This window comes from Rhodopila globiformis, from assembly GCF_002937115.1.
Lineage (GTDB): Bacteria > Pseudomonadota > Alphaproteobacteria > Acetobacterales > Acetobacteraceae > Rhodopila > Rhodopila globiformis.
Window position 1 is genome coordinate 34,218 of record NZ_NHRY01000055.1, and the last position, 15,285, is coordinate 49,502.

Consider the following 15,285-nt stretch of genomic DNA (forward strand, 5'->3'; position numbering starts at 1 on the left):
CCAGACGTTGCGATCACGCCTGGTTTATTCCGGACTCCGTCCCCATTTGTCCGCCTGCGGCGCTGCCGGCCTGCTCCTGCATGACCCGTTGGAAATCCGGAAGGCTCCGGGGGCAGATCCCGGACGGAAACACCGCTCTTGCCGCAACGCCATCACATCGCCATGTAAGGTCGTCATGCAGAACCATCTTTCCGCCGCGGCCGATCCGATCGGATGGCACGGCACCACCATCCTGTGCGTCAGGCGGGATGGACACGTGACCATGGCCGGCGACGGCCAGGTCAGCATGGGGCAGACCATCGTCAAGGGGAATGCCCGCAAGGTCCGGCGCATCGGCGCGGGCGGCACGGTCATCGCCGGCTTCGCCGGGGCGACCGCGGATGCCTTCACCCTGCTGGAACGGCTCGAAGCCAAGCTGGAACGCTACCCGAGCCAGCTTGAACGCGCTTGCGTGGAACTGGCGAAGGACTGGCGGACCGACCGCTACCTCCGCCGGCTGGAGGCGCTGATGGCGGTGGCCGACAAGGACCGCAGCTTCACCCTGACCGGCAACGGCGACGTGCTGGAGCCGGAGGACGGCGTCATCGGCATCGGCTCGGGCGGCAACTACGCTCTGGCCGCGGCGCGGGCGCTGATGGCCATGCCCGACCTGTCGGCCGAGGAGATCGCCCGGCGGTCGATGAAGATCGCCGCCGACATCTGCGTCTATACCAACGGCAACATTGTTGTAGAGTCGATCTGATGGACGTTCCCACCTACTCCCCGAGAGAAATCGTCTCGGAGCTCGACCGCTTCATCGTCGGCCAGGACGACGCCAAGCGCGCCGTCGCCATCGCCCTGCGCAACCGCTGGCGCCGCCAGCAATTGCCCGAGGCCATGCGCGAGGAAGTCGTCCCGAAAAACATCCTCATGATCGGCCCCACCGGCTGCGGCAAGACCGAGATCGCCCGCCGCCTGGCCAAGCTGGCGCAGGCGCCGTTCCTGAAGGTGGAGGCGACGAAATTCACCGAGGTCGGCTATGTCGGCCGTGACGTGGAGAGCATCGTCCGCGACCTTGTGGACTCCAGCCTGAACATGCTGCGCGAGTCCAGCCGCAAGAGCGTGCAGGCCAAGGCGCAGACCGCCGCCGAGGAACGGCTGATCAGCGCCCTGGTCGGCGACGAAGCCGCCGCCGACACCCGCTCGAAATTCCGCCGCATGCTGCGCAACGGCGAGTTCGAGCAGAAGGAGATCGAGGTCGCCGTTTCCGATGCTGGCAGCTCGCCCATCGGCCAGCTCGACCTGCCTGGCATGCCGCCGGGGCAGGTGATCAACCTGAACGAGATGATGAAGGGCCTGATGGGCAACCGCCCGATGCAGAAGCGGCGCATGACCGTCGAGACCGCCCGCCGTATCCTGGAAGCCGAGGAGGCCGATCGGCTGCTGGACAACGAGCAGCTGACCAAGGACGCGGTGATGCACGCCGAGAACAACGGCATCGTCTTCCTGGACGAGATCGACAAGATCTGCGCCCGCACGAGTGAGGGCGGCTTCCGCGGCGGCGACGTCAGCCGGGAAGGGGTGCAGCGCGACCTGCTGCCGCTGATCGAGGGCACCACGGTGAACACCAAGTATGGCCTGGTGAAGACCGACCATATCCTGTTCATCGCCTCCGGCGCCTTCCACCTGGCCAAGCCGTCCGACCTGCTGCCGGAGCTGCAAGGGCGGTTGCCGATCCGGGTGGAGCTGTCGCCGCTGTCGCGGGCCGATCTGCGGCGGATTTTGACCGAGCCGGAGCACTCGCTGCTGAAGCAGTACGCGGCGCTGCTGGGCACCGAGAGCCTGACCCTGGACTTCCGCGACGATGCGGTGGACGCGCTGGCCGATCTGGCGGCGGACATCAACGACAGGGTGGAGAATATCGGGGCACGGCGGCTGCATACGGTGCTGGAGCGGCTGCTGGAGGATGTCAGTTTCACCGCGACCGACCGGGCGGGGGAGACGTTCACCATCGATGCCGCCTATGTGGCGGAGAAGGTGGCGCCGCTGGCGCAGAAGGGCGATCTGAGCCGGTTCATCCTGTAGCGCGGGTCCGCTGGAGCGCGAGATACGTGGGCTGTCGCTGCGCGAGCGGCGTGGCCGCGTTCTTGCGGCGTGCGTGGACCGGGAACCTACGGGGTGCACACATCTCGGAAACAAGCCGGAAACGACTGTAAGGGTAAATGTTTGCCCGGCCGCAGGGAGCGTTCCTCCATCGCCACGGCCCGGACAAGCCACATAGCGTGGTCGTCTCCCTATCGTCATGGCCGGGCGTGTCCCGGCCATCTGCGCTTCGGCGGTTGGGGGTAGATGGCCGGGACACGCCCGGCCATGACGGAGAGGCAACGGACCTGATCCGGCCTCCTTATGGTACAGCAGACCGCAGGTCGGTTGGGACACTGAGGCCCCCTGTCCTCATCGTCATGGCCCGGCTCGTCCCTACGGGATGCACAGATCTCGGAAACGGTCCGCCGCGGCGTTTCCCTTTCGTCATGGCCCGGCTTGTCCGGGCCACCTATTCCAGCACTTGTGCCGCGACAGGTGGCCCGGACAAGCCGGGCCATGACGATGAGGGAGCGCCGTCGCCCTGTCTCAATCGACCTGCGGCCTGCTGTAGTTGGGACGGAGGCGGCCTGTCTGCATCGTCATGGCCCGGACGAGCCGGCGCCGGCGGATGGGGGGTTTCGCCCCAGGCCCGTAGCGGCACAGCCTGCGACGTTGCGTTCATCAAGCCGTTTCAGTGTCCGGGGCAGCCGGCTGCCGTGCGCTTCACCGGCGACGCTCGCCATGCCTGCGACGGCCGGGCGGCGGCCGGGCCAGAGCGCCAGCAGGCCGACGAAGAGACGGCGATGTCGTCGGCCTTGACGGTTGCGATGGCGTGAAACGGCGCGATAAACGCAACCTCACAGGCTGTCTGCCCGGCGAATTCACGCGGATCAATTACAATCCGGAGCGTCGCCAGAGCCCCGCTCTATGACCAGGTGTCGTCGGTCCAGCCGGTTTCGTCATATTCCGCCATGCACTGCTCCACCAGCGCCTCCATCCGCGCCATGTCGCCGCCTTTCTGCGCGCTGGTCAGCGCCTGGGACCGGATATCCTCCCAGCCGCCGGCATAGTTGCGTTCATACAGCTCATGCCGCCCGCCGAACTCGGTGCCGACGCAGTCCCACAGCAGCTTCATGATCTTGATCCGCTCTCGGTGGCCGATGCCGTAGGAGCCGCGGACGTACTGCTGCAGATACGGCTCGATCGCCGGATTGGCGAAGTCCCGCGCCGACGACGGCAGGTAGATCAGGCCGGAGGTGACCGTGCGCTCGACGATGTCCTTGATCCGCGGATAGGCGTCCGGCGCGAACACCCGGTACGCCTGGCCGGCCTTCAGGTCCGGCAGCACGGCGTCGCCGATCCAGGGGTTCGGATTGTGCGCCATGGCATTGGACAGCGACCAGAACAGGTTGCGCCAGGCCACCGCCTCGCCCAGCAGCACCTGGTTGCCGCGGGCGTCGTCGCCGCCGGTGCAGCGCAGGGCCTTCGCCAGCAGGCCGACGATGAAGTCCAGCTTGACGGCGAAGCGGGTGCAGCCCTGGAACTGGAAGCCCTGGGTGAAGCCGGAGCGCGGATAGAAGCTCAGCACCCGCGCCGGGTCGCGGTAGATGAACACGTCCTCCCACGGGATGAAGACGTTATCCAGGATGAAGATCGCGTCGTTCTCGTCGAACCGGGACGACAGCGGATAGTCGAACGGGGTGCCGACGCGCCGCGCCGCGTATTCATACGACGCCCGGCAGATCAGCTTCAGGCCGGGCGCGCTGATCGGGACCATGAACATCAGCGACATGTCCAGATCCTCGGTCGCCGTCTTCGAGGACTGGCCCATGAAGTTGTAGTGGGTGAACGCCGCCGAGGTGGCGACGACCTTGGCGCCCGAGACGATGATGCCGCCGTCGACCTCCTTCTGCACGCAGACGAAGACGTCCTTGCTCTGCTCGGCCGGCTTGTGGCGATCGACCGGCGGATTGACGATCGCGTGGTTCATGAACGGCACGGTTTCCTGCGCGCGGCGGTACCAGGCGCGGGCGTTGTCGGCGTAGGGTCCGTAGTAGTCCGGGTTGCCGCCCAGCGTGTTGGAGAACGCCGCCTTGTAGTCCGGCGTGCGGCCCATCCAGCCATAGGTCATGCGCGACCATTCCGCGATCGCCGCCTGCGCGCTGACGAGGTCCTCACGCGATCGCGGCACGCGGAAGAATTTGTGGGTGTAGCCGCCCGAGCCGGTATCGGTCGGGCAGGTCAGCACGTCGTGCCGCTTCGGGTCGTGCAGCGCGTCATACAGCCGGGCGATCGAACGGATGGCATTGCGGAACGCCGGATGCGTGGTCACGTCGGCGACGCGTTCGCCGTCAAAATAGACTTCCCGGCTGTCCCGCAGGCTTTCGATATACTCCGCCCCCGTGTACGGCCGCCGCCGATCGGCGATGACGTCTTCCGGACGCATGGCTCTTGTCCTCCCGTTTGTTGGACGGGACGATAGCGCGGGCGGCGTGGATCAGGCCAGCGCGGCGGCCGATGCGGGTTTCAGGGCGGGTTTCAGGCCGCGTGCCCGGCAAGCCGCTGGGCGGCGGACGCTGTCTCCCGCGCCAGCGGCCGGACCAGCAGCAGCGCGGCGCCGCCCGTGGCGGCCATCGCCAGGAACGCCAGCCCGCCGAACCGCGCATACAGCCAGCCGCACAGAATCGTCATCAACCCCGTCGGCGCGCCGTAGCCCAGCGCCGAGTGCAGCGCCTGCGCCGTCGCCGCCCGCTCGGGCGGCACATAGCGGCTGAGCAGCGGCATCGCCGACAGGTGCTGCATGGCGAAGGTCGCCGCATGCAGGATCTGCACGACGGCCAGCACCGGCAGCGGCGGCGCGCAGGCCGTGACACTCCAGCGCACGATCGAGGCGGCGGCGGCGCAGGCGGTCAGGCCGGGCGGGCCGAGGCGCTCGACCAGCCGGCGGCCGCGGGCGAACAGCAGGATCTCGGCGACGATGCCCTCGGCGATCAGCAGGCCGATGACGGTGTCGCTGATGCCCTGCGAGCGCCACAGCAGGGCGGCGAAGCCGTAATAGGCGGCGTGCGCGCCCTGGATCAGCGCGGTGCCGGCGACGGCGAGACGGAAGGCCGGGTTACGGACCAGCATCAGCCCGGCGAGCGGCCGTGGCGGCGCCGGCAGCGTCGCGGCCTCGGGCAGCACCAACCCGAGCATCGAAGCGGCCCCATAGCCGGCCGCCTGCAGCCAAGGCACCAGCCACGACCCCGCCCGGCCCACCAGCCAGCCGGTCATCGCGGTCGCGACCATGAAGGTCGCCGAGCCGACCGCCCGCACAGGGCCGTATTCGAGGCGTCCTTCGCGGGCCAGGGCCAGCGCCAGCGAATCCGACAGCGGGCCGATGGCGCTGGTCGCGATGCCCTGCGCCGCGACGACCAGCAGCAGCGGCAGGAAGCCGGAGGCGGCGACGAGCGACACGGTCAGGCCCGACGCGGCGGCGCCGGCGAGCACCAGCACCGGCCGCCGCCGCCCCAGCGCATCGGCCGCACTGCCCCAGGCGGGACCGGTCAGCACGCGCAGCAGCGCCGCCGCGCCCAGCATCTGGCCGATCTCCCCCGCCGACAGCCCCCGATCGGCGAACCACAGTGGCAGGAAGGCCGCGATCGCATTGGCGGCGAAATACGCGCCCAGGAACGCGGCGACCCGCGTGGCCGCCGGCATGGCGGGGGTCAGGCGGCGCGCTGCAATGCCGCGACTTCCCGCACCTTGCGCGCCATCGCCGCGATGCCGTTGCCGCGGTTGGTGGACAGCGCCTCCAGCAGGCCGAGGTCCTTCAGGAACACCGGGTCGGTGGCCAGGATCTCCGCCGGCGAACGGCCGGAATAGACCCGCAGCAGCAGCGCGATCAGGCCGGAGACGATGGCCGCGTCGGACACGCCGGCGAAATACACGGCGCCGTCGCGCAGCACCGCCTCCATCCAGACGCGGCTCTGGCAGCCGGGGACGCGGTGGGCATCGTCCGCCCATTGGTCCGGGAACGGCGGCAGCTTGCGGCCCATGCCGATGATGAACTCGTAGCGCTCCATCCAGTCGTCGAACAGGGACAGCTCGTCGCCGATGGCCTCGATGGCGGCGGCGGCGGTGGGTTCTTCCGGATGGACGAAGGGATCGGTCATGGCTGGGATGTGCTGACGGGCACGGCCGGCGTCAAGCAGGGAATGCAACGCGCGAGGGCGAGGCTGCTTGTCGGGCATGGCATGTCAGGCAGCGGCGGTGTTCAGGCGGACCCAGGCGATGAACTCGCCGTCCGGCAGTTCGCCCGCCGCCATGGCGAGCATGACGACGACCGCCTCGGCATCGCCGGCGCTGAACCGGCAGCCGTTGAGCCGCAGGAGGACTTCCAGCGCGACATAGGCGGTGCGCTTGTTGCCATCGACAAAGGGGTGGTTCTGCGCGATCGCCAGTGCATAAACCGCCGCCAGTTCGGCAATATCGGGATCGCCATACCCGGCCCGGTTCAGCGGCCTTGCCAGCGCGCTGTCCAGCAGTCCGGGATCACGGAGGCCGATGGAACCCCCGTGTTCCGCCAGTTGCTCGTCGTGAATGGCGAGGATGAGCTGCGGCGACAGCCAGACGGTCACTTCGCCAGTTCGCGCAGCACCGCCCGGCGTTCCTTCATCACCTGGCGCGCGACATCCATCTGCGCCGCGAACTCAGGATCCGCCACGGTCAGCCGGACGCCATCCGGCTGATCGACGGCATAGATCGTGTCGCCCTTGACCAGGCCGAGGCGGACGATCATCTCCCGCGGCAGGATCACGCCCATGGAATTCCCGATCTGTGTCAGCTTCAACGCCTGCATGATAGGCCCTCCTGGCCTTGCGAGGTGTTATAACACAGGTTACACCACAAGGCCAGCCTGGGAGCGATCTGGCTGGACGATCGCGCCGCACCGGCGTTGGCCGGCCGTGCGTGCGCAGGGGCGCCACTGTGGCCCGTCCCTGGTGCGTTCACACATGGCGGAGACAGGCCAGGCCGCCGTTGGCCGGATACTGCGCGGGTGCCTTCGTGCTGATCGGGCACCCGGTGCGCCTTACAATGCGATGATCGAGGCAGGCATGATGGGGCCTGAGGTCGTTCGTTCGCATGATCTGTGAATGCCGTGAGGCGGTGATGGGTGCGCCCCGCCAGTGGGTCATGCGGTGGATGGTGTTGATAAAGCGCCAAGACCCCAGGTTCATGGCCATCAAGTCGCGGCCTGCCGCGATCAAGGCCATGACAGGCGACCGCCCCACGCCGGACGGTGACCTGTGCCCCGGTATCTTGGCGTCTTGGCGTCTTACAGCAGACGCAGGTCGGTTGGGACGCACAGGTGGCCTGTCCTCATCGTCATGGCCCGGCTTGTCCGGGCCACCTATTCCAGCACGTGTGCCGCGACAGGTGGCCCGGACAAGCCGGGCCATGACGATGCGGGTGCGCCGTCGCCCTGTCCCAACCGGCCTGCGGTCTGCTGTAGCGTTGAACAGGAACCGTGCAACCGCGCCGGGCGGTGGCGGGTGCGCCACGCCGATGGTTCGTGCGGTAGATGGCGTCGATGAAACGCCAGGATGCCACGTTCAGGGAAAGCCCACCATCCACGCCTTTTCCGATGCCGGCACCGCAAGGCGTGCGTGCCGGCGTGGAGCTTGTGCCCAGGCTTGTCCCGGGCAGGCGCCATGACGACGGGGCGGTGGCGCCGCTTGCGCCCCTGGATGGAATCCAATCCTGACACCAATGCGGCTGACGCAGGCCATCATCGCCCATCGGGCGCTGCTTTGATTCAGCCCCGGATTTCCTCGACAGACGCACGATCCGGTACCGACGATGCCTGGTCTCCTTGACTGGATACGCTCCTGCTCAGGCAGGACTGCGCCAACAGCGGAAGCCGCTGGGGCGGTTGCCTGCACAAGCGAGGATGCGCGTCCAGCCGGGCGCTTATTTCGGCGTGCCGCCGATCTCCACTTGCTGGCCCTTGGCGATGGATCCCAGGTACGCGGTGATCGCGATCAGGTCGGGACTGCCGAGTTCGGGTGGGGTGCCCTCCAGCGCGCCCTTGATGCAGCCCTGCACCTGGCCTTCCAGCGTGACGACCCGGCCGGCGCCCCGGCTGAAGCGGGGGAAAATCGCGGCGGCGTTGACCAGGCTGGGCAATTTGCGGTCGTTGAACTGGCCTGGCGCCTTGCCGCCGTCCAGATGGCAGCTCTCGCAGGTGCGCCCGTTGCCGCCGAAGGTCGCGGTGGCGAACAGGTGGGCGCCGGTGGCCACGGCCGTGTCCAGCGGCGTTTCGGCGGCATTGGCGTACTGGGCGGCGGACAGAAACAGAGCGGCGCCGAACGTGGTGGCGACCAGGATGCGGATTGGCAGCATAGGATTCCCCCTCAAAGGCCGTTTTCGTGCCTGGGATGGCAGTGTAGTCCAACCAAGGGGCCTAGGGAATTCGATTCGGGTTCCACAAGGAGATAGGTCGCGCCGGCGCGTGATCGGCTTCTTCCGGGCGACAGTCTTGCCGGCGTGACAAGGATTGTAGGGCTCGGGCATGTCCCGTTGCCCGGTTTCCGCCGGAAAGATGAACCGGAAGGTGCGCACGGACCGTCCCTGGCGCATTCCCTGGCGCCGCTACAGCAGACCGCAGGTTGGTTGAGACACGGCGACGGCGCACCTCACTCGTCATGGCCCGGCTTGTCCGGGCCACCTATTCCAGCACGTGTGCCGCGACAGGTGGCCCGGACAAGCCGGGCCATGACGATGAAGACAGGCCATCTGCGTCCCAACTAACCTGCGGTCTGCTGTATTTTAACGCCTATGGGGCTTGCGCCCGACATGACGACGAGCCGATGCGTCATCCCGGCCTCGCGCAAGCGTGCACGGGCAGCCGATCGGCGGGGCGATCCCGCTTTGGGAGGCCGCGTTAGAGCGGTATCGGCCCATACCGGGAACGATCCCGGACGGGTGGAACCGGCGCACGCCCGTCCTGGACGACCGTGCGGCGGTGCCCCGACGGAAACATCGGCCCAGCCAGGGAGACGACCGACGAGAGCGTGACATTGACGGGGCCGGCAGCGCCAGGGCGCAGAACCCGCGGCCAGGCCACGACACGACCGGCTGCATGGGCCCGGACCGCCAGCCATCAAGGGGAGGACAAGATGCGCGTTGTGCCAACACGGACCCATGCGGTCCTGGATTATGTTCTCGGCGTTGCCATCATCGCTTTTCCCTATATCGGTCATTTCGATCAGCACGGCGCGCTGGAATGGGGGCCGGTCCTGCTTGGCGGCGGGCTGATCCTGTACAGCCTGTTCACAAACTACGAATACAGTTTCGCCTCGCTGATCCCGCTCAAGGTTCATCTGGGGCTTGACCTGGGCGGTGGCATCCTACTGATCGTCGTGGCCCTGCTCTGGGGGCCGCCGCCAGCCGCCTGGGGCACCCTGCTCGTGCTGGGGCTGATCGAAATCGGCGTCAGCCTGGTGACCCGGACGGTCAGCAGCGATGGACCGGGGCTCGCCAGCCCCGCCATCCGGGACGCGACGCGGCGCAGCAGGATCGGCATGCCGGAAGCGCCGGGGCCGAAGACCGCCGACGGACGGCCGGATTATCCCGTGCCGCCCGGCGGGCCGGCGACCGTCGAGCAGTTGCGCGGGCAGATCGACAGCGGCCGGACCCGCGACAAGATCGCCGTCACCGATCCGGCCGCCGCGCCCCTGGGCAGCGACGACGAGGCGGCCCAGCCGCATGACGAGGAAGGGCTCGCGGTGGCGCGGCGCCAGTCGGGACAGAGGTGACCGTCGAGCGAGGCTACAGCGGACCGCAGGTTCGTCGGGCGGCAGAGGCGGCCTGTCTTCATAGTCATGGCCCGATTTGGCCGCACAGGCGCTGATTGAGAGAAAGCCCGGTCCGTTCCTATATAGTGATGGAATGGCGTGTCCCGGCCATCTGCGCACGAACCCCGCGGGGTAGATGGCCGGGACACGGGCTGCCGCATGCACAGATCTCGGAAACGATGCCTCACCAGCGGCGAGCGAGGGCATGATAATGCACTCATCCGCCCGCCCGGACGGCGCTTTGTACCCCGGTATCTTGGCGTTGAACAGGAACCGTGCCGCCGCACCAGGCGGTGACGGGTGCGCCCGGTCGGTGGTTCGCGGGGTGGATAGCACCGATAAAACGCCAAGACGCCAAGTTCATGGCAGCCAACCCGCTGCCTGCCGCAACCAAGGGCATGACAGGCGGCCGCGCGCGTCCGGGCCATGACGATGGGGCGACGACCGCGCACTGTTCCCCTTTAGCCGGCTGCGGAAAAAGCGGGTTAGCGCGCAATATTCGTCCATGAGGCAGCGTTGCCCGGGAACATTATGTTTTGCCGGGCTGCCACGGGGTCTTGGAATTGCGTCGCGGGAGTTCGTTTCAGGCATTTTCCGCAGCCTGTTAAGTCAGCGCCTGTGCGGACATGCCGGCCCATCCCGGGATGGGCCGCGATACCGCGATCCGGCTACGCCGGGACACGGACCTTGGTTGCCACCGGCCCGGCGTCGCCTTCTTCCTCGACGTAGTGCACCGACTGGCCGATCGTCAGGTCCTCGAATGCGCCGTTGGTCACGCTGTCGCGGTGGAAATACAGCTGGGTGCCGAGGGCGTTGAGGATGAAACCATGGTCTTCGCCGGGCAGCAGCTGGGTGACCTGTCCGGTCAGCGCCGAGCCGCTCGGCCCCGAGGTGTCGGCACGTTTGACGCCTTTGTAAGTTTCAAGCTGCCGCTCGGCCGCCTCGAAGGCGTCGCGCAGCGCCGTGCGGATGTCCGGGCGGGCGTAACGGTCCCCGGGGCGGTGCGGCTCCCGCGAGACCGCCAGGTCGCGGCCGGGCACCGACAGGACGATGTGAACCTCGTGCATGTTGCCGGTGCGGTGCTGGTTGTGCAGCGCCTCGACAGTCACACGGCAGCCAATCAGGTTGGCGTAGCGGCGTTCCAGCTTGTCCACGCGCCGGCGGATTTCGGCCTCGACCTCCGGCGACGGCGGCATGTTGTGGAAGCCGATATCCAGCGGACGTTCCATATCCTTACTTCCTAGTAACGCAACAGCGCCGCGGCGGGCACCTGGCGCGGCAGGCGGGCGCGCGGCACGGCGAAGACGCGGGCGCCGTTGCGCATGGCCAGGACCGTTGCCTGGTTCAGCAGGTCCTCGTCAAGCGGCCCGCGCGAGCCGTGCCCGGCCAGGGTGGCGCCGGGCGAGAAGCGGCCCCAGATTGTTTCATCCTCGGCCACCACGAGCACGTCCACCCGGCCGTCCTGCGCGGCCACCAGGATTTCCTCCAGTCGGATCGCCACGGTAGGTTCGGCGGTGCCGAGGCGGGCGTTGAGGCGATCCAGGATGGTGGCAAGCTCCGCCGACAGGATTGGCCGCATCACCGTCAGCGCCCGTGCCAGCAGATCCTGATCCGGAAGGGAAAACGGGTTGCAGGCGACGAAATCCGGCAGCAGTTGCGGCAGGTTCGCCGCGCGGAGGAAATGGCCGGCGACGTGCGGGTCCGCGACCACCACCACCGGGGCGGGATCGTTGCCCAGCGCCGCCTTGACGGCGCCGGCGATCCGGATCGCGCTTTCCGCCAGCAGCGCGCGCCGCTGCTGCTCCACCGCCGCGGCCGGGGCGCCCCTTTCCGCCTCGCTGTCGAGCAGCGCCTGCGCGTCGGCTGGCAGGTCATCGAGCGGCACGTCCTGCAGGGAGAACGGCGTGGCGGCGATCAGGCGGATCTTCTCCTTGCTCAGGGCCAGGATGAAGAAGCGCCGGTTCCCGGCCAGGAACGGCAGCAGCGGCTTGAGGTGGAAATCGGCCGCCACGCTGACCGATTCCGCGACGTCCGTCGGCAGGGTCTCGGCGATCGTGACCTTGTCCGAGGTGAACAGGGCCAGGGTGGGGTCGCGGTGGGCGGTGAAGTCCATGCCGCCGACGGCCGCCTGCACCGGAGCCAGAAGCTGGTCCCTGCGGCGCGGGTCCAGGCCGTCGCGCTGCATCATGGCGTCGGCCTGGCCGATAAGCTCGCGCAACCGGGCGTCCACGGCCCGCAGGTCGCGCTGGTCCGGGTCCAGTGGCATGTAGATCGAGATGGCCGGATCGCCGCCGTCGAGCAGCCGCCTGATCGTTTCATCGTTCAGCATACCAGGTCCTCTCCAGGCCGGACGGCGCCGCCCGGCCTGGGCTGTTGCGGTCACGACCGGTCGCCGGTATGGGTGTGATGGCTGTCGCGCTCGCCGCCGCCGCCCGAGACGCGGCTGTCCGCCTGGTTGGTCGGGCTGCCCGGTGCGGGGGCGGTGCCGATGCGGTCTCCGCCGCCTTTCCTGCCGGTGGGCTGGTGGTACCGGCCGGGATGCGCGCGATCCTGATGGCTGCTTCCGGGGCCGCCGAACCGGCCGGTTTCCTCGTTCGTGTCGGTCATGTTCTTGGTCCTGCTGGTCTCGTCCCATGCTGGCGGAGCGTCGACTCCGCCTTGCCGCGGGCGCGGTGGCTGCTGGTGCAAAGGCCCCCCGCGGTACCAGAACGAGGTACGGTGGACCGGGTTCGGGGTCGTCTGTCGGGGGCGGCCGGTGGTGGAGCGGCCTGGCCGGCACCCGCCTGGCTGGAGGCGCAAGCGGAAAGCCGCTCCCTGCGCCTGCCGATCAGGCCGGCCTGCCCGAGCCGCCGCAGCGCACAGGGGACCTTGGGGTGCAGCGGCATGGCCTGTTCCGCAACCACAGTTCCTCCCGGTCCCGGCCGGTGACCGGAACCTGCCTGGCCTCGGCGCGCATGCGCAGCGGGCCGGCGGCGGTCGTCCCGAACGGCGTGTCGATCTCCGCGCGCGGCACCGCCTCGGCCTACGGGATCACCTGCGCGGACCACTCGCGCAGGACGCTTTCGGACCCGAACAGCCTGCAGAACAGAGGCTCCGGTGACCGGGCGTCCAGCAGGTTTTCGTTCACGTTGAACACGACGATCGGCCGGGCGGCAGGATCGGGTGGCATGGGCGTGCGGGGGCATCCGGGAGGCGTCAGGGGGCGTCGCCGCGGGTCGGCTGTGTTTTGCCTGCCTCGTCGTCGCGCATTTCCTCGCGCGTCATCGGCGTCTGCCGCCGGTCGCCCTGGTCGGTCACGCGATCGGGGAACTCGCCGTAGTTTTCCTGGATCTGGGCTTCCTCGACGGTGACGCCGGGGACCGGCTCGTCCCGGGTTTCCGGGTTCGGCAACAGCCCGGCGCCGGCGCTGTCCTCCATGCCGACGAGTTCCTCGGCGCGCTCCCAGAATTCCGCGTCGCGGCCTTCCGGGCGTCCGTCCGCTTCCCACAGGTGGTAGGCGCGCTGCCGGATGCGGTCCTCGCGGTCCGGCGTGTCGATCAGGGGGTTTTCCGCCATGTGGATCAGCTCCCGTTGCGCTTCTGGAATCCCGTGCCGCCACCGCCGCCGAGGGCGGCACCAGGGCGGTCGCCGGACCGCGTGCCACCGCGCTGCAGCGACGTTGCCTCATCGCCGGCTGGCGCTTCGCCGGACGACCGGCAAGGCGCCGGGCGCGCCGCCTGATCCCCCGCCAAGGCACCGGCCCTGCCGGCGGATGGTCCTGCCTGCCTGTCCGGCCGATCAGGGGTCTTGGTGCCGGCCATGTCCGCGTCTCTCCGTGTTGGGTCAGCCGTGGTCATGGAGGCAAACGCATGCCGCCGCGGAAAGATGGCGGCACACGCACATTCGTGCCGCAGCGGCGGGGCCCGGCGGGGCTGATCCTGGCGCGCAACGGCCTTGGCCGGCTGGCGACGCCGGCACAGCTCTCCCGTTATGGCCGGGCAACAGTCCCAGCCATCCTCCAGCGTTGAAGCGCAGATGTTCGGGACACGCCCCGCCGGATGCGTAATTCTCGGGAACGCTTGACCGCAGCCGTGCCTCAGCCGTGGCGGCCGATTGGCAAGGTCATACGGGCGAATAGTCCGCAGGTCTCACCGGAGACACAGTGACACAGGAATCAGAATCGCCGCGCTGCCGGCGGCTTCGTTATGATTTCTGTGTCACTCCTGTGAAAATACGGCTCAGGGCGCTGGTTCGAGAGCGTCAAGGCCTGGCTTGTCCGGCATAGGCGTTAAAATAGCGGCTGGCGTTGCTTCTGGGTCATGCCGGGTGCAGGCCCGGCATCCATGCCTCTTTCTATAGCTTCGTTCTCATTGTCTTGAATGCCAGGCCGCGCGTTGCAACAGGAACAACCCGGTCGCGTTTGAGCCATCGCGACCGCAGGCCGCAACAAAATCGGCTTTGCACGCTCTGCGCGCCGCTCTGCGGTCTCTGCGTTGAATCGCCGTGGCCGGGGCGCCACGGGCTTTGATGGCCGGGCGACTCACCGGCAACGCCACTCTTTGCGGCGGCTCCGCATTTTTGCAACGCAGAGACCGCAGAGCGGCGCGCGGAGCACGCAGATAAGCGATTCGGATGCCCTGCGGCTGCGGTGCCTGTGCGTTGATCACCGTAGCCTTCCATCATGGCCAGGATCATGCGGGCCGATCTATAATATCGCGCCGCACGGCGTGGATGGTGGGCCTGCGCCCCATTGGCGTTAAAATAGTGCCTGACGGGATAAGAAACGGCTGGCTTTCGCTTGCGCCTTGTATTGGCCAGTTGCCGGTGCAGGTCCGGCCCGGCGTTGAGCATGCAGCTGATCAGAACCGGCCCCAGCACCGCCAGGACCAGCAGCAACAGGGCGGTCTTCTGCACCCGCCACAGCGACGGCTCATAGGCGAGGTCAATCAGATCTGAGGGGAAAAAGCCAGGAAATCCCGGCTGAGCTCGTCGCATAGCAGGGCCAAAATCAGGTGCGCATACAACCAGCTCTGCGAGGCCGCCCGCGTGCGGGTTGGCAGCCGGTCGATGTGCAGCAGCGATTTCAGCCGCTTGAACGCCAACTCCATCTTCCCCCCTGAAGACGTCTGAAGAGCAATTCCCGGTGACTGCCCAGCCGCGGTTGGGTCGCGCCGCGTTACGCGCCTTGGTGACGCGGGTCGCGAGGCACCATGACGGGAGCACGCCCGACAACGGCCATGACCTGGGCACAACTGCCGGCGCCGACACGCCGGCGGCTCGCGGTCCTGCTCAGTCACCTTCTCCGTCGCCCTCTGGCGCGCGCTCCCGTTGCGGAGGATCGCGGTCATGACCGGTTCCCATCTGGCAATGAAGGGCACGATGTTCCTGTCGGAGAAGGTGCAGG

16 protein-coding genes are annotated in these 15,285 nt (G+C 68.3%); 3 read left to right on the forward strand and 13 right to left on the reverse strand.

The features are described from left to right. Window positions 1-175 precede the first annotated feature (175 nt). On the forward strand, window positions 176-742 hold the full coding sequence (hslV, locus tag CCS01_RS04790) for an ATP-dependent protease subunit HslV (protein ID WP_104517688.1): 567 nt from the start codon (window positions 176-178) through the stop codon (window positions 740-742). Continuing rightward, window positions 742-2,064: an ATP-dependent protease ATPase subunit HslU gene (gene hslU, locus CCS01_RS04795; protein ID WP_104517689.1), complete on the forward strand. Its 1,323-nt coding sequence runs from the start codon at window positions 742-744 to the stop codon at window positions 2,062-2,064. Before hslV ends, hslU begins: the two co-directional genes overlap by 1 nt. Window positions 2,065-2,989: 925 nt before the next feature. On the opposite strand, the gene CCS01_RS04800 is transcribed toward hslU, so the two are convergent. The 7 genes from CCS01_RS04800 to CCS01_RS04825 form a co-directional block, all read right to left on the reverse strand. After that, window positions 2,990-4,510, reverse strand: a complete 1,521-nt coding sequence (locus tag CCS01_RS04800; RefSeq protein WP_104517690.1) for a 4-hydroxyphenylacetate 3-hydroxylase N-terminal domain-containing protein — start codon at window positions 4,508-4,510, stop codon at window positions 2,990-2,992. A 92-nt stretch (window positions 4,511-4,602) separates the two neighbouring features. Then, the gene (locus CCS01_RS04805) at window positions 4,603-5,763 is read right to left on the reverse strand and encodes an MFS transporter (protein ID WP_104517691.1); all 1,161 of its coding nucleotides are present in this window, start codon (window positions 5,761-5,763) and stop codon (window positions 4,603-4,605) included. Between the two features lie 8 nt (window positions 5,764-5,771). Beyond that, window positions 5,772-6,218: a SufE family protein gene (locus tag CCS01_RS04810; RefSeq protein ID WP_104517692.1), complete on the reverse strand. Its 447-nt coding sequence runs from the start codon at window positions 6,216-6,218 to the stop codon at window positions 5,772-5,774. An 84-nt stretch (window positions 6,219-6,302) separates the two neighbouring features. After that, on the reverse strand, window positions 6,303-6,683 hold the full coding sequence (locus CCS01_RS04815) for a type II toxin-antitoxin system death-on-curing family toxin (RefSeq protein WP_104517693.1): 381 nt from the start codon (window positions 6,681-6,683) through the stop codon (window positions 6,303-6,305). After that, window positions 6,680-6,904, reverse strand: coding sequence for an AbrB/MazE/SpoVT family DNA-binding domain-containing protein (locus tag CCS01_RS04820; RefSeq protein ID WP_104517694.1), 225 nt, complete (start codon window positions 6,902-6,904; stop codon window positions 6,680-6,682). The genes CCS01_RS04815 and CCS01_RS04820 overlap by 4 nt, the downstream gene beginning before the upstream one ends. 148 nt (window positions 6,905-7,052) lie before the next feature. Beyond that, a complete protein-coding gene (locus CCS01_RS32535) occupies window positions 7,053-7,319 on the reverse strand; it encodes a hypothetical protein (RefSeq protein WP_146101565.1) in 267 nt (88 codons plus the stop codon). Between the two features lie 697 nt (window positions 7,320-8,016). Next, on the reverse strand, window positions 8,017-8,448 hold the full coding sequence (locus CCS01_RS04825; RefSeq protein ID WP_104517695.1) for a cytochrome C: 432 nt from the start codon (window positions 8,446-8,448) through the stop codon (window positions 8,017-8,019). A gap of 776 nt (window positions 8,449-9,224) precedes the next feature. Here CCS01_RS04825 and CCS01_RS04830 point away from each other — a divergent pair. Further along, on the forward strand, window positions 9,225-9,863 hold the full coding sequence (locus CCS01_RS04830) for a hypothetical protein (protein ID WP_104517696.1): 639 nt from the start codon (window positions 9,225-9,227) through the stop codon (window positions 9,861-9,863). A gap of 707 nt (window positions 9,864-10,570) precedes the next feature. On the opposite strand, the gene CCS01_RS04835 is transcribed toward CCS01_RS04830, so the two are convergent. The 6 genes from CCS01_RS04835 to CCS01_RS32540 form a co-directional block, all read right to left on the reverse strand. Then, window positions 10,571-11,131 carry an HPF/RaiA family ribosome-associated protein gene (locus CCS01_RS04835; protein ID WP_104517697.1) on the reverse strand — a complete coding sequence of 187 codons (561 nt, stop codon included), beginning with the start codon at window positions 11,129-11,131 and terminating at the stop codon, window positions 10,571-10,573. A gap of 11 nt (window positions 11,132-11,142) precedes the next feature. Continuing rightward, complete coding sequence (locus CCS01_RS04840; protein WP_104517698.1) at window positions 11,143-12,231, reverse strand: baeRF3 domain-containing protein; 1,089 nt, start codon at window positions 12,229-12,231, stop codon at window positions 11,143-11,145. Between the two features lie 50 nt (window positions 12,232-12,281). Further along, the gene (locus CCS01_RS04845; RefSeq protein WP_104517699.1) at window positions 12,282-12,509 is read right to left on the reverse strand and encodes a hypothetical protein; all 228 of its coding nucleotides are present in this window, start codon (window positions 12,507-12,509) and stop codon (window positions 12,282-12,284) included. Window positions 12,510-12,924: 415 nt separating this feature from the next. Next, window positions 12,925-13,071: a hypothetical protein gene (locus CCS01_RS33475; RefSeq protein ID WP_158258236.1), complete on the reverse strand. Its 147-nt coding sequence runs from the start codon at window positions 13,069-13,071 to the stop codon at window positions 12,925-12,927. Between the two features lie 26 nt (window positions 13,072-13,097). Then, window positions 13,098-13,457, reverse strand: coding sequence for a DUF2934 domain-containing protein (locus tag CCS01_RS04855; RefSeq protein WP_104517701.1), 360 nt, complete (start codon window positions 13,455-13,457; stop codon window positions 13,098-13,100). Between the two features lie 1,370 nt (window positions 13,458-14,827). Beyond that, a complete protein-coding gene (locus CCS01_RS32540; RefSeq protein ID WP_146101566.1) occupies window positions 14,828-14,983 on the reverse strand; it encodes a transposase in 156 nt (51 codons plus the stop codon). Window positions 14,984-15,285 lie beyond the last annotated feature (302 nt).

Bases quoted from the DNA above. Each gene is read 5' to 3' on its own strand.
- CCS01_RS04840 (WP_104517698.1), bottom strand. From the start codon at position 12,231: ATGCTGAACGATGAAACGATCAGGCGGCTGCTCGACGGCGGCGATCCG.
- CCS01_RS32535 (WP_146101565.1), bottom strand. From the start codon at position 7,319: ATGGCCTTGATCGCGGCAGGCCGCGACTTGATGGCCATGAACCTGGGG.
- CCS01_RS04805 (WP_104517691.1), bottom strand. From the start codon at position 5,763: ATGCCGGCGGCCACGCGGGTCGCCGCGTTCCTGGGCGCGTATTTCGCC.
- CCS01_RS04855 (WP_104517701.1), bottom strand. From the start codon at position 13,457: ATGGCGGAAAACCCCCTGATCGACACGCCGGACCGCGAGGACCGCATC.
- CCS01_RS33475 (WP_158258236.1), bottom strand. From the start codon at position 13,071: ATGCCACCCGATCCTGCCGCCCGGCCGATCGTCGTGTTCAACGTGAAC.
- CCS01_RS04810 (WP_104517692.1), bottom strand. From the start codon at position 6,218: ATGACCGATCCCTTCGTCCATCCGGAAGAACCCACCGCCGCCGCCGCC.
- CCS01_RS04845 (WP_104517699.1), bottom strand. From the start codon at position 12,509: ATGACCGACACGAACGAGGAAACCGGCCGGTTCGGCGGCCCCGGAAGC.
- CCS01_RS04825 (WP_104517695.1), bottom strand. From the start codon at position 8,448: ATGCTGCCAATCCGCATCCTGGTCGCCACCACGTTCGGCGCCGCTCTG.
- CCS01_RS04830 (WP_104517696.1), top strand. From the start codon at position 9,225: ATGCGCGTTGTGCCAACACGGACCCATGCGGTCCTGGATTATGTTCTC.
- hslU (WP_104517689.1), top strand. From the start codon at position 742: ATGGACGTTCCCACCTACTCCCCGAGAGAAATCGTCTCGGAGCTCGAC.
- CCS01_RS04835 (WP_104517697.1), bottom strand. From the start codon at position 11,131: ATGGAACGTCCGCTGGATATCGGCTTCCACAACATGCCGCCGTCGCCG.
- CCS01_RS04820 (WP_104517694.1), bottom strand. From the start codon at position 6,904: ATGCAGGCGTTGAAGCTGACACAGATCGGGAATTCCATGGGCGTGATC.
- hslV (WP_104517688.1), top strand. From the start codon at position 176: ATGCAGAACCATCTTTCCGCCGCGGCCGATCCGATCGGATGGCACGGC.
- CCS01_RS04800 (WP_104517690.1), bottom strand. From the start codon at position 4,510: ATGCGTCCGGAAGACGTCATCGCCGATCGGCGGCGGCCGTACACGGGG.